The following is a 12,194-nucleotide window of genomic DNA, read 5'->3' as shown; positions in this document are numbered from 1 at the left end:
ATGAACGGACCAGCAGAACCGCCGACGGTCGCGGTAACGGGGGCGACGGGCTACGTCGGGAGCCGCGTCGTCGAAGTGCTCCGAACCGCGCATCCCGAGTGGACCGTTCGGCCGCTCTCACACCACGAGAGCGGACCCGCCATCGACGGCGGCATCGAACACGTCGATATCCGTGATAGGGACCGCTTAACCGACGCGCTCGCCGGTTCGGATGTCGTCGTTCACCTCGCCGCAGTCAGCGGCGTGAAGAACTGCGATGAGAACCCGGAACTCGCCTACGAGGTCAACGTACAGGGGACGAACAACGTCGCGTGGTTCTGCTGGCGGGAGACGGCCGCCCTCGTGTTTCCGTTCAGCGTGGCCGTCCTCGGCACCCCGGAATCGATGCCGGTGACGGTCGATTCGCCACGGACGCCGATGAACTGGTACGGACGCACCAAGGTTCTCGGGGAGCGCGCGGTCCAGATCTTCGCCCGCGGATCGTTCCCGGCACACCTGTTTCTCAAGTCGAACATCTACGGCGAGCACACGGCGAACGGGGAACGGATCAGCAAGTCCACCGTCATCAACTTCTTCATCGAGCGCGCGATGTCGGGCGAGTCTCTGCCGGTCTACGAACCGGGGACGCAGGCGCGAGATTACGTCCACGTGCGGGACGTCGGGGACGCATACCGTCGAAGCGTGGAACGGTTGGTGGACGAACTCGACGACGGAACCACCGGGACGAAGGGATACGAAATCGCGAGCGAGGAACAGACGGACGTGTTGTCGCTGGCCGAACTCGTCCAGCGGACGGTTGCGGACGAAACGGGTCGCTCCCCGGACATCGAACTGATCGAGAATCCCCGGAGCAACGAAACCCTCGTCACCGACTTCGACGTGGATACCACGAGGGCCGAACGGGAGTTGGGATGGCAGCCGGACCGTTCGATTCGAGAAACCGTCCGACGACTCGTCCGTCGAAAGGTCGAGGAGGGTTATTGATGAACGCGAATCCAGAGGTGCGTCCGTCGATACGCGTTTTTCGCCGAGGGCGACGCCGGAGCCGCCCCGCGATACAGAAGGAACTGGAGCCGAAGCCGTTCACCGGTCATCGTCGGTTCGAGACTGCGGTTTTCGACGACCGTTTGTCCCTGCCCGGCGGAAACGTGGAACCGGTCGAGCCGCCGCTCGGCCGTGACCCGGGTCGATCCGTTGTTCCGCTTCACGCGTTGTAAGAGGACGACGACGGTGTAGTTCGAGCGTTCGTACTCGTGGTTTCCGATACCGACGCGGAGATGTTTCGCGTCTCCGGCGGTGAAGTTTTTCGGGTACGCGTCCGTGACCGTGCTCCCCGACGCGTTTTTCGTCCCGAGATAGAACTCGGTGAACCGCTCGTCGCTCCGCGGGGTCGTCGTCGTGTAGACGATTCCGGCAGTGGCGACGACGAGGCTGACGACGAGGAGGACGTTCAGCGGCCGCACGTGGCTCGTCACCGTCGAAACGTCGGGCGTGAAGCGCGCATACGCGTCCTCGATAGGAACCGAAAACCGGTCCGATTCCGGGAGCGTCCACTGACGAACCGCACCTGCGAGGGCACAGACGATGGTGAAGCCGCCGATAGCGAGGAGGCTCGGGTCGAGATTCAACCCCCACGGCGAGTAGCTGACGAGGTAGCCGATGAGCGGAACGACGGCCAAGCTGACCGCGATAGACAGCGTGATGCGCTCGATACCGTCGATACGCCGCGGAAATCCGGCCGATGTGCCGTCTCCTTCGTCACCCCCGTCGGACTCTCGATTCCCGCTCGCTTCGGGGAACAGCACCGCGACGAGGCTGTATCCCGGCAGGAAGAACAGGAACAGGAACCCGAACGACAGTCGAACCGGCGTCCAGACTCCTCCGGCGCGGACGACGCCGACCGTCACCAGGACGAGTGCGATGACGACGCCGAGGTCGGCGGGAAATCGGCGAACGCGTCGTGGAAGCAACTGCCACATATCGGACGTATCTATCATTGTCATCGTCGTGTGTCGATGCCGAACTCGTCGAACGATGGTCGAACCGTCCGTGAACAGCGGTCGAATCGTTCGCTATCGCCTCGCCCATCGCCGCGGGCGTACCGACGGCCCGACTCGGGAGCACTCACCTACGACGACGACCGAACTAAAGATTGGGGGCGTTCGCCTTACTACCGTTCACGGTGCGGGTCGGACCCGAGCGGGAGGACGGATGCGACGCCCGGCGCGCCGTCGGCCAGCCAGACGTAGACCGCCGCGACCACCAACGACAGTTCTATCGGGAAGTCGCCGGGCACGCCGACGACTGACGGACCAGAAGCCGGCGACGAAAGCGGGAGAATCGGCCACAGCAGAAACGTCGCCCGTCCGTACCCACCGGCCAGTACAGTGAGGAGCACGTCCGCGAACGGGTGTGACACGTACCCCACGGCGAAGGCGGCCCAGCGGGACTGGTGTCCGTTTCGTCGGCAGATGCCGTAGGTAACGGCGAGCAGCACGCTCGCGGTCAGCAGCGAGTGTGCGAGCGACCGCCCCGTCGGGAGGACGCCGACCCACCACGCGAGCGGTTTGTCCACCAAATCGGGGAACTGCGTCCCGACGACCAACGCGATTACGTCGGTGCCGGTCGGCGGACGGGTCGTTCTCGTCCGTCGAAGCCCCGAGTAGGCGAGGTACCCCACCGCCAGATGTCCCCACGGCCACATACCGACCGCCTCGACGGGACGTCGCTTAACCGCTCTGGGGGTGACGCCGCGACCATCGAGCGCGTCGAGGTAACCTCCGATTCAACAACCCTTGCGGAACTTGTACAGGTTGTAGAGCGCTGTACCGCGTTGGATGAGTCGTTGTTTCCGTTGTTCCGGCAGGTCGCTGTTTCGGACCCGTTCGACGCCCCGTTCGTACGTCGCACGGAGTTCCCCGCACGACATCGATTCGAGTTGCGACGCCGACGGCTGTTGTGACTGCGTTTGCGAGAGACGGTGCGAGTCGGCCATCGATTGCCCTCGTCCAGCGGTCGTTCCGGCGAGTCCGGTCACGAGCAGACTGGACGCGACGAGGACGACGAGCGCGTGTTTCAGTGCAGTTCTCATTTGTGACACGGGAGTCGAGACTCCCCTCCGATGTGTCACTGAGTTACGGTTTCAAACCCGAGAACCGTTTTCAGGACGCGATTTCGTTTTCGGCTCCGTAACCTTCGTTCCGTCGAACGAACGCCACATATTCTCCACACGGAATCGCAGTAATCGCGGTTACGCGGATGACGAACGGCGACCGTTTTCGTCCCGCCGACACCCCCGATGTCGAGTGAAAACTCCGGTGTCGCTCGTGGTAGAAATCGTCGACGGAGCGGCCGCTACGGACGGTTACTCGACGGTAACGCTCTTGGCGAGGTTTCGCGGTTTGTCGATGTCGCGGCCCTTCTCCTTTGCGACATGGTAGGCGAACAGCTGTAGATACACGTTCCCGACCACGGGTTCCATCAAGCCGATGGACGGAACGTCGAACGTCGTATCGAAGACGGCGTTGGGGTCGTCGTCCGAGGTAACGCCGATAACAGGTGCCCCCCGCGATTCGACCTCCTTGACGTTGTGAAGCGTCTCGGACGCGTTCGTCTCGTCGGTGAGGACCGCGATGACCGGCGTGTCTTCCGTCACGAGTGCGAGCGGCCCGTGTTTGAGTTCGCCGCCCGCGAACCCTTCCGCGTGCTCGTAGGATATCTCCTTGAGTTTCAGCGCGCCTTCGAGCGCGACCGGATGGCCGAGTCGCCGCCCGATGAAGAAGAACGACTCGCTGTCGGCGAACGCCTTTGCCTCCCGTTGTACAGTCGGCTCGGCGTCGAGCACCTGTTGAATCGCACTGGGCACCGCGGACAACTCTTCGAGGATGCTCGCCCGCTCGTTCGAGGACAGGGCGTCCCGCTGTTGGCCGAGATACACCGTCACGAGCGTCAGCGTCGCCACCTGCGATACGAACGTCTTGGACGCCGCGACGCCGATTTCCGGCCCCGCGCGGATGTACACCGTGTCGTCCACCTCGCGGGTGACGGTCGAGCCGACCGTGTTCGTCACCGCGAGCGTGCGAGCGCCCGAACCGGCGGCCTTGCGAAGCGCGCGGAGCGTGTCGGCGGTTTCGCCGCTCTGGGTGACGGCGACGACGAGCGTTCGCCACGGGTCGCGGTTCCCCTTGAACTCGTATTCGCTCGCGATGTGCACCGAGACGCGAACGTCGGCGTACTCCTCCAACAACCCGGCGGCGTACAGTCCGGCGTAGTACGACGTTCCGCACGCGACGATTTGAATCTCGTCCAAGGAGCGACAGTACTCCTCCGACAGGGAGAGGTCGAGGTCCACCGTCCCGGCGAGTTCGTCGATACGCCCCGAGAGCGCCTGCCGTACCGCCCGCGGTTGTTCGTGTATCTCCTTCCGCATGTAGTGTTCGTAGCCGCCCTTCTCGGCCGCGTCGGCGTCCCAATCGACGGTTTGGGGCTCCCGCTCGACCACCTCGCCGTCGTTGAGGATGGTCACTCCGTCCTCCGTGAGGCGTGCGATGTCGCCGTCTTCGAGGAACGTGACCGTTCGGGTGTGTTCGACGAAGGCCGTCACGTCGCTCCCGAGGAAGGTGGCGTCGTCGTCGTGGCCGATGACGAGGGGGCTGTCCTGCCGCGCCGCGACGATGCCGTCGTAGCCGACGGCCGTGACCGCGATGGCGAAACTCCCGGAGAGCTTCGAGACGACCCGTTCGACCGCTTCGCGGAGGTCCACGCCGTCCTCGTTCAGGGCCTCCTCGATGAGGTGGGCGATGACCTCGGTATCGGTCTCGCTGGTGAACTGGTGTTCGTTGAGGAGGTCCGTCTTGAACTCCTCGTAGTTGTCGATGATACCGTTGTGCACGACCGCTATCCGCTCCGTACAATCGGTGTGCGGGTGCGCGTTTCGCTCCGTGGGTGCCCCGTGCGTGCTCCACCGTGTGTGACCGATGCCGCAGGTGGCGTTCGACGTCGACGGAACGGTCAGGTTGTCTATCTCCCCGCTTCGCTTGTTCACCTCCAACGAGTCGTCGAGGAGGGCGATACCCGCGGAGTCGTAGCCGCGATATTCGAGGTTCTTCAGACACTGTGCGACGATGGTCGAGCAGTTTTCGTTTCCGATGTAACCGGTGATTCCACACATGAACTATCCTCTCCGTACAACCGCACCGTCTTCGATTCGTTCACGAACGGTCGTTCCGCTCTCCACCGTTACCCCGTCACCAACGATAGCGCCCGGCAGGACCGTGACGTTGCCACCGATTCGAGCGTTGTCTCCGATGAGACCCCCGAACGTCACGTCGTGATGGACGGTTTCGTCCAGCGTCACGTCCGTAACGCCGCCTTCGACGGTGGTGTTCGGTCCGATTGTCGCGTTCGCGCCGACGATGCAATCCCGGACGACCGCTCCCGGTTCGATGGTCGCGTCCGGGAAGACGACGGCATCCTCGACGACGGCGTTCGCACAGACCGTCGCGTTCTCGCCGAGCGACGTTCCCCTGCAGACGACCGCGCCAGCGCGCACCGTCACGTCCTCTCCCATCATCACGTCGTCGTGGACGACCGCGCTGGAAGCGACGTGTGCCGTCCGAGCGGTGTCGCCTTCGCCGATGGAATCTTGCTTGTCCAACACGTAGCCGTTGAGCCAGAGCAAGTCCCACGGGTGTGAGACGTCGCCCCAGAGGCCGTCGTACGGAATCGCACGCAGCGGATGGTCTTCGACGTAGTTTCGCAACGTTCGCGTCAGCGCCAGCTCCCCGCGACTCTCCGTTTGGCGAATCGCGGCGAAGATGTCCGGGCCGAACACGTACACACCGGCGTTGATCTGTTCCGAGGTCGTCGTCCCCGGTATCGGCTTTTCGATGATGTCGGTGACGGTTTGCTTGTCGCGTTCGATCACGCCGAACCGACTCGGCGTTTCGACCCGCGTCGTCGCAAGCCCCGCCGCCCCCGTCTGTCGGTGGTCGTCGATGAGTGTTTCGACGGCGGACGGTTCGATATATCGGTCGCCGTTCATCGCGATGAAGTCCGACCCGATGTACGGTTCGGCCTGCAAGAGCGCGTGTCCGGTACCCAACTGTTTTTCCTGTACCGCGTACGTGATATCGACGTTCCACCGGCGACCGTCGCCGAAGTACGTCTGAATCCGTTCACGGTGATAGCCGACGACGAGGACGATTTCGTCCACACCCGCCGCGGCGATGGATTCGATGACCGACTCCAGGAGCGGCTTGTTGCCGACCGGGAGCATCGGTTTCGGGCGACGATTTGTAAGGGGTCGAAGCCGGGACCCTTCGCCAGCAGCGAGAACGACCGCTTTCATCGTCAATAACACACCGACCGGACAGTATATCTCTTTTCATTGACAATCTGACCGGTTGGTTCCGTCGCTCTCCCGCAAAGTTCTTAAAACGACGTCGGAAGATAATCGTCGTCGGAACCGAATTCAAGCCGAGAGACGTCTGCTAGCCCATCCGAATCGAACCCCCCTCCGTCGAGCGAGGGACACCGCGTTCATCCGGTCACCGTTGACCGACGCTATTCCCGTTAGGTCGCTCTTGTTCACGGATTTCCCCGTCCCAATCCCGTCCCACCTCGATGGTTGGCCGACACGTTGTATCTCTCGATACTCGATTCGAAGCGACCGCAACGATCCGTTTCGCGTTTACACCCGACGGTCGGTACGCTTTTTAGGATGACCTTACAACAGTATCGACGACCACCTGCTGGTTTAGCGGTCGAAATTTCCCTCCAACGGGTTTTATGATTCCCCACCGAGACCATACGGGTCGATGACGGCCAACACGATTCGCGGAGTCGTACGAATAGTCAACACTAACGTCAAACCCAGTACCGGAGTCAACACTAACGTCAACTCCCGCACCGGAGTCAGCGCGAAACCGGCGTCGGTCCTTTCGGTGGTGAACTGAATGGAGGAGATAAGCACGGACGCCGCACCGCCGAGCATCGGCCCGTTCTCGCAAGCGGTCCGTGACGGCGACCGGATTTACGTCTCCGGGCAGGGACCCGTTGACCCGGCGTCCGGTGATATCGTCGGCGATACCATCAGCGAACAGACGACCCGGACGCTCGAAAACATCGACGCCGTTCTCGCGGCGGCGGGTCGCTCGCTGGACGACGTGGTGAAGGCGACCGTGTTCGTTCAAGACATGGACGACTACGACGAGATAAACGAGGTGTACGCGGAACACTTTTCCGCGCCGTATCCCGCCCGGAGCGCCGTGCAGGTCGAGGACTTGCCCATCGACATCGGCGTCGAAATCGAGGTCGTGGCGAGCGCCCGCGGGGAGGAGTGACGACGTGAGAGCGGTTGCAGTCCGTCGCGGCGAGTCGGGTCCACAACTGGTGGACGTTCCGAAACCGGACCCCGAGTCCGGCGAAGCACTGGTGCGGACCCTCCGGGTCGGCATCGACGGCACGGACCACGAAGTCATCGAGGGGACTCACGGCGGCTTCCCCGACGGGTCGGACTACCAAATCCTCGGCCACGAGGCGGTTGGCGTCGTGGCGGACCCGAACGGAACTCGATTCGAGGCGGGTGACCTCGTGGTCCCGACCGTCCGCCGACCGGCGGGCGAACCGAACGACTACTTCGCCCGCGGCGAACCGGACGTGGCACCCGACGGCACCTATCTCGAACGCGGCATCGTCGGCGCGCACGGCTACATGGCGGAATTCTTCACCAGTCCCGCGGAGTTCCTCGTCCCCGTCCCCGACGAGTTCTCGGAGACCGGATTTCTGGTCGAACCCGTCAGCAACTCCGAGAAGGCCATCGAGTACGCCGACGCCAGTCGGTCGCCGTTCGAGTGGCAACCGAAGAGCGCGCTCGTCCTCGGGAACGGCCCGCTCGGCCTGCTCACGCTGGCGATGCTCGTTAACCGCGACGACTTCGAGCGGACTTACTGCCTCGGCCGCCGCGACAGGCCGGACCCGACCATCGACATCATCGAGGAGTTGGGCGCGACGTACGTCGATTCGCGCGAAACGTCCGTTTCGGAGGTTGCGAACGTCCACGAACCGATGGATTTCGTCTACGAGGCGACGGGCTACGCGCCCCACGCCTTCGAGACGATACGGGCGCTCGCGCCGAACGGCGTCGCCGCGCTGCTCGGCATCCCCGGTGACCACACGTTCGAAATCGACGGCGGGGACCTCCACCGCGAGCTGGTCCTCCAGAACAAGGCCCTCCTCGGCAGCGTGAACTCGAACGTCCGCCACTTCGAGGCGGCGAAGGAGTCGCTCGCGGCGTTTCCCGACTGGTTCACCGAGAAGCTGGTCACGGGCGTGTACCCCCCGGAAAACGCCGAAAAAGCCTTCGAAACCGGCGACGGCGTTATCAAGACCGTCGTCGAGTTCGATACGCTGTAGAATCTCGCACGGACGACCCCGAGGTAGGACGTTCGACACCACCTTCGTCGCGTCGTCCCTCGTTCGTTTTTCTCCCACGTTTTATCGTCGCGTCGCTTCATCTTCCATCTCTTTCCCGCGTTTTATCATCGTGACCACTGTTGCTGGCGGCGTTCATACCGCGACCGCACCGCCCTCAACCCTCCCCATCCGACTCCTTCGCGTTCGCTCAGTCGTCCCTCGCGCGCGTTTCTCGCACGCGCCGACCGCAAACGAACGCGCCGACCGCAAACGAGCCTCCCACTCACGCCAACCGTTCGCGGCCGTATCACTCCTCGACGTGCGCGACGATTCGCTCTACGGCGTAGTCCGCCTCATCGTCCGTGAGACACATCGGATTCACGGTGAACTCGCCCGCCGGAAGCGCGTCCCCGCCGACGAAGACGCGTGGTTCCTCGCGTCGGAGACCGCCAACGATGTCCGTCGCGGTGACGCCCGCCACTTCCGGGTCGACGGAGACCACGACCTCCGGCGCGACGGCGGTCTTGTCGTCGGTCGTGAGCGACGGTTCGAGGCCGTCCACGTCGTCGAGTTCGGCGGCGATTCGCCGAGCGCGTTCGAGCCACTCCTCGATTACGGCGTCGTGGTCCTCTTCCACGAAAAGCTGGAGGGCGCGGATGAGGCCGACGAGTTCCTCCTTTCCGACCTTCATCGAGCGCCCGATTCCCTGCCGCGGGACGCCGCCGAGTCGCCCCGGATGGACGAGTTTCGGGGCCGGTTCCCACACCGCCTCGGCCGCGTGCATGTCGAGGTGCTGGGCGGCGACGGACTCGATGAGGTCCGCGCCACCAGCGAGGATGCCGGTGGTTTGGGGGCCGCGAATGGCCTTCCCGCCGCTGAAGGCCACGAGGTCCGCACCCGCGTCGATAAAGGCCGAGAGGTTGCTCATCGGCGGGAGTTCGGCGGCGGCGTCCACGATGACCGGGACGCCCTCGTCGTGTGCGATGTCGCACACGACGTCGAGCGGCGGTTCGGTGTACGATTTCTCGACGTAGGCCACCGCCGCCGTGTTCTCTCCGATGGCGTCGGCGATTTCCCACGGTTCGACGTTGCGCGACCCGGTGCCGAGGTGACGGTCGTTGGTTCCCACGTCCACGATTCGCGCGCCGACGGCCCGGAGCGCGTGGTCGTAGCCCGTCCGATGCGTTCGCGGCATGACGATTTCGTCCGGCACGCCCTCCGTCTCGGGCAGTCGCGCCATCGCGCCGATGTCGTCGCCCGCGATGCAGGCGGCCGCGCCGAGCGCCAGCGCGCTCGACGCTCCGGCGGTGATGTACCCGGCGTCCGCGCCCGTCACCTCGGCTATCAACTCGCTGGCCTCGGCCTGCAGGTCGGAGAGGCGGACGAACGCCTCGGACGCGCGGGCCATGGCGTCCATCGCTTCGGGCCGGATTCGACTGCCGCCGATTCGCGTCTTCGTCCCCGTCGCGTTGACGACGTGCGGGACGCCCAACTCCTCGTAGATGGTTTCGTTCGACATACGATACCTTCCCATGGCACGGAACAAATAGCTTCGTCGTTCGCGTCTCGAATGATTCGAGTCGGTCGCAGATTGCCATCCCGGGAACTGCGCGCGTTGGGTATCGTACGTGTACCCGGTTGCACCTTCACCCGGTCGCACTGTATCTGGTCGCACCTGTACTCGAACGCGGACGAAACGGCCGACAACCTCGGCACAGGAGAGTCCGACAACCTCGGCACAGGAGAGTATACGCGGCGCGGGAACCTGGCGGCGTTCATACCGCAACCGCACCGCCCTCGTCCCTCCCCAACCTCCTCGCTCGTTCCCGTTCCCACGGAACGTCACTCGTCCCTCGCGCGGGTCGCTCACGTCGTTCGCTCCCGCGCGCCGAGCGTGAACTCCGGGTCGCTGTGGGTGGGGGAATCGCGTTCCGATTGCTCCCCCGCCGCTTTCGTTCCACCCCCCGCGTCGATACGTTCATGGTTGTCGGCTGTGCAGTGATATCACGCCACGACCATGCCCGACATCGAACGCGGAGCGAGCTATTTCGGCGTACAGGACCCCGAACACGCGGCGGCCGACCTCGAACGACTTCGCGAAGAGGGACTGACCGCCGTCCTCCACACCTTCAGCGAGCGCGACCAAGCGTTCTACCGCGAGACGATGCGGGATATCGTCGCCGCGAGCAGCGACCAGTCGCTGTCGGTTTACGTCAACCCGTGGGCCGTCGGCGGCGTCTTCGGCGGCGAGGAGTTCTCCCGGTTCGTCGCGCACAACCCCGACAGTCGGCAGGTCCTCAACACCGGGGAGCGCGTGCCCGCCGCCTGCTTCAACGACCCGGCGTTCCGCGAGTTCATGCGCGAGTGGACGCGCGACGCCGCCGGACTCGGCGCGGACGTGCTCTTCTGGGACGAACCCCACTGGCACGACGTCCACTGGTACGGCGACGACCATCCCCGCGACGTGTGGTGTTGTCGCTGTGAACACTGCCGCGACGGATTCCGCGAGGAGTACGGCGAACCGATGCCAGCGACCGAAACGGAGGCCGTCTCGTCGTTCCGGGAGGAGTCGATGCTCGACTTCCTCGACGAGATGATGGCGCTGGCACACGAGGCGGGCGCGGAAAACGCGGTCTGTCTCATGCCCACCGGGTCGGCCGACCACGGGCCGCGCAATTGGGCGCGACTCGCGGAGAACGAACACATCGACGTGCTCGCCACCGACCCGTACTGGGACGCGTTCACCGAGGACGCCGACCCGGGTGAGTTCGTCTCGCGGTTCGGTGAGGAGCTGGTCGAACTCGCGGACGAAAACGACCTCCGGAGTCAGTTGTGGATTCAGGGCTTCGGTCTGTCCGGCGATTCGGCGACCGAGGAGGTCCGGACGGCCACGCGAACCGCGCTCGACCTCGGTACCGACAGCGTGTTCATGTGGGGCTACGACGGCTGTCGGACCATCTCGGAACTCGCGTGTGAAGACCCGATGGGCGTCTGGAACGCGTATCTGGACGAAGTGAACTGACTAACAAACGCGGTCGAGAACCCGCTCCCAGAGCGTCGGCAGGCCGTCCCACGACAGAAGCCCGTCGGGTGCCCAGTGAGGTGCACAGTCCGTCGCGTAGGCGAACGAACTCCCGTCCCCGAAGTCGCCGACGGCGAGGAACGGGTCGTCCCGAACCGTCGCCCATACCTCGGCATCCGGTTTCGCCGTCGTCCGATTGTAGCCGAGGACGTGCGGCCACTCGTCGGGCAAGTCGGCGTTCGGCACGCCCTCGTTTCGCGGTACCGAACCGTCGGGCGTTTCCACGCGGTCGTCGCCCGCCGCTATTTCGACCGGAAGCACGTCGGCGACCGGCGTGTGTCCGTATCGCGCCTGCCCGCCTTTTCCCGCGAAACTCATGTAGCCGCCGACCATGCCGAGCGCGCCGCCGTCCCGAACCCAGTCGGCGAGGAGCGCACAGCGGTCGACGTCCGTGTCGCCCCCCGCCACTCGATCCGTTATCTGGAGCGTGTCCGCGCCGACGTCGCTCAGAATAACGAGGTCGTACTCGTCCAGCGCGTCGGTCGTCCGCGGGAACGATTCGGCGGCGACGTGACACGGCTGATACGTCACCTCCGCGCCGACCGATTCGAGCGTTTCGATGAACCGGTCCGCCGCCTCCCCGTACTGGCTGTCGCGCATGACGTTTCTCCCCTTTATCTCGAACTGTACCGTTACCCACGACTCACCGGCGAGCAAGACGTTCGTCATCGATTGACGTGTCAGACCGTCGCCCTAT

11 protein-coding genes are annotated in these 12,194 nt (G+C 64.5%); 4 read left to right on the top strand and 7 right to left on the bottom strand.

Annotation, left to right across the window (positions count from 1 at the left end; genetic code table 11):
• The gene (locus OPC11_RS13235; protein ID WP_264782195.1) at positions 1-984 is read left to right on the top strand and encodes an NAD(P)-dependent oxidoreductase; all 984 of its coding nucleotides are present in this window, start codon (positions 1-3) and stop codon (positions 982-984) included.
• Here the strand turns inward: OPC11_RS13235 and OPC11_RS13230 are convergent.
• From OPC11_RS13230 to OPC11_RS13210, 5 genes are all read right to left on the bottom strand, one after another.
• Entirely contained in the window at positions 978-1,997 is a 1,020-nt protein-coding gene (locus tag OPC11_RS13230; protein ID WP_264782194.1) for a DUF1616 domain-containing protein, read from the bottom strand. The genes OPC11_RS13235 and OPC11_RS13230 overlap by 7 nt on opposite strands.
• A gap of 173 nt (positions 1,998-2,170) precedes the next feature.
• The gene (locus OPC11_RS13225) at positions 2,171-2,704 is read right to left on the bottom strand and encodes a metal-dependent hydrolase (RefSeq protein WP_264782193.1); all 534 of its coding nucleotides are present in this window, start codon (positions 2,702-2,704) and stop codon (positions 2,171-2,173) included.
• Positions 2,705-2,785: 81 nt separating this feature from the next.
• On the bottom strand, positions 2,786-3,091 hold the full coding sequence (locus OPC11_RS13220) for a hypothetical protein (protein ID WP_007980892.1): 306 nt from the start codon (positions 3,089-3,091) through the stop codon (positions 2,786-2,788).
• 273 nt (positions 3,092-3,364) lie between these two features.
• Positions 3,365-5,170 carry a glutamine--fructose-6-phosphate transaminase (isomerizing) gene (gene glmS / locus OPC11_RS13215; protein WP_264782192.1) on the bottom strand — a complete coding sequence of 602 codons (1,806 nt, stop codon included), beginning with the start codon at positions 5,168-5,170 and terminating at the stop codon, positions 3,365-3,367.
• A gap of 3 nt (positions 5,171-5,173) precedes the next feature.
• On the bottom strand, positions 5,174-6,349 hold the full coding sequence (locus tag OPC11_RS13210; protein WP_264782191.1) for a sugar phosphate nucleotidyltransferase: 1,176 nt from the start codon (positions 6,347-6,349) through the stop codon (positions 5,174-5,176).
• Positions 6,350-6,956: 607 nt separating this feature from the next.
• On the opposite strand from OPC11_RS13210, the gene OPC11_RS13205 reads away from it, so the two are divergent.
• Together OPC11_RS13205 and OPC11_RS13200 are read left to right on the top strand one after the other, a co-directional pair.
• Entirely contained in the window at positions 6,957-7,343 is a 387-nt protein-coding gene (locus OPC11_RS13205; protein ID WP_069451629.1) for a Rid family detoxifying hydrolase, read from the top strand.
• A 4-nt stretch (positions 7,344-7,347) separates the two neighbouring features.
• A complete protein-coding gene (locus tag OPC11_RS13200; RefSeq protein WP_264782190.1) occupies positions 7,348-8,415 on the top strand; it encodes a glucose 1-dehydrogenase in 1,068 nt (355 codons plus the stop codon).
• Between the two features lie 307 nt (positions 8,416-8,722).
• Here OPC11_RS13200 and OPC11_RS13195 read toward each other — a convergent pair whose 3' ends face one another.
• The gene (locus OPC11_RS13195) at positions 8,723-9,934 is read right to left on the bottom strand and encodes an aminotransferase class V-fold PLP-dependent enzyme (RefSeq protein ID WP_264782189.1); all 1,212 of its coding nucleotides are present in this window, start codon (positions 9,932-9,934) and stop codon (positions 8,723-8,725) included.
• 498 nt (positions 9,935-10,432) lie between these two features.
• On the opposite strand from OPC11_RS13195, the gene OPC11_RS13190 reads away from it, so the two are divergent.
• Positions 10,433-11,437, top strand: a complete 1,005-nt coding sequence (locus tag OPC11_RS13190) for a hypothetical protein (protein WP_007980881.1) — start codon at positions 10,433-10,435, stop codon at positions 11,435-11,437.
• On the opposite strand, the gene OPC11_RS13185 is transcribed toward OPC11_RS13190, so the two are convergent.
• Positions 11,438-12,166, bottom strand: coding sequence for a glutamine amidotransferase (locus OPC11_RS13185; RefSeq protein ID WP_264782188.1), 729 nt, complete (start codon positions 12,164-12,166; stop codon positions 11,438-11,440).
• Positions 12,167-12,194: the final 28 nt, after the last annotated feature.

Source organism: Haladaptatus sp. T7 (assembly GCF_026008575.1).
Lineage (GTDB): Archaea > Halobacteriota > Halobacteria > Halobacteriales > Haladaptataceae > Haladaptatus > Haladaptatus paucihalophilus.
Note: the sequence above shows the minus strand (reverse complement) of the source record. Positions and strands in the feature narration are given on the sequence as shown.

Bases quoted from the DNA above. Each gene is read 5' to 3' on its own strand.
- OPC11_RS13235 (WP_264782195.1), top strand. From the start codon at position 1: ATGAACGGACCAGCAGAACCGCCGACGGTCGCGGTAACGGGGGCGACG.
- OPC11_RS13230 (WP_264782194.1), bottom strand. From the start codon at position 1,997: ATGATAGATACGTCCGATATGTGGCAGTTGCTTCCACGACGCGTTCGC.
- OPC11_RS13225 (WP_264782193.1), bottom strand. From the start codon at position 2,704: ATGTGGCCGTGGGGACATCTGGCGGTGGGGTACCTCGCCTACTCGGGG.
- OPC11_RS13220 (WP_007980892.1), bottom strand. From the start codon at position 3,091: ATGAGAACTGCACTGAAACACGCGCTCGTCGTCCTCGTCGCGTCCAGT.
- glmS (WP_264782192.1), bottom strand. From the start codon at position 5,170: ATGTGTGGAATCACCGGTTACATCGGAAACGAAAACTGCTCGACCATC.
- OPC11_RS13210 (WP_264782191.1), bottom strand. From the start codon at position 6,349: ATGAAAGCGGTCGTTCTCGCTGCTGGCGAAGGGTCCCGGCTTCGACCC.
- OPC11_RS13205 (WP_069451629.1), top strand. From the start codon at position 6,957: ATGGAGGAGATAAGCACGGACGCCGCACCGCCGAGCATCGGCCCGTTC.
- OPC11_RS13195 (WP_264782189.1), bottom strand. From the start codon at position 9,934: ATGTCGAACGAAACCATCTACGAGGAGTTGGGCGTCCCGCACGTCGTC.
- OPC11_RS13190 (WP_007980881.1), top strand. From the start codon at position 10,433: ATGCCCGACATCGAACGCGGAGCGAGCTATTTCGGCGTACAGGACCCC.
- OPC11_RS13185 (WP_264782188.1), bottom strand. From the start codon at position 12,166: ATGACGAACGTCTTGCTCGCCGGTGAGTCGTGGGTAACGGTACAGTTC.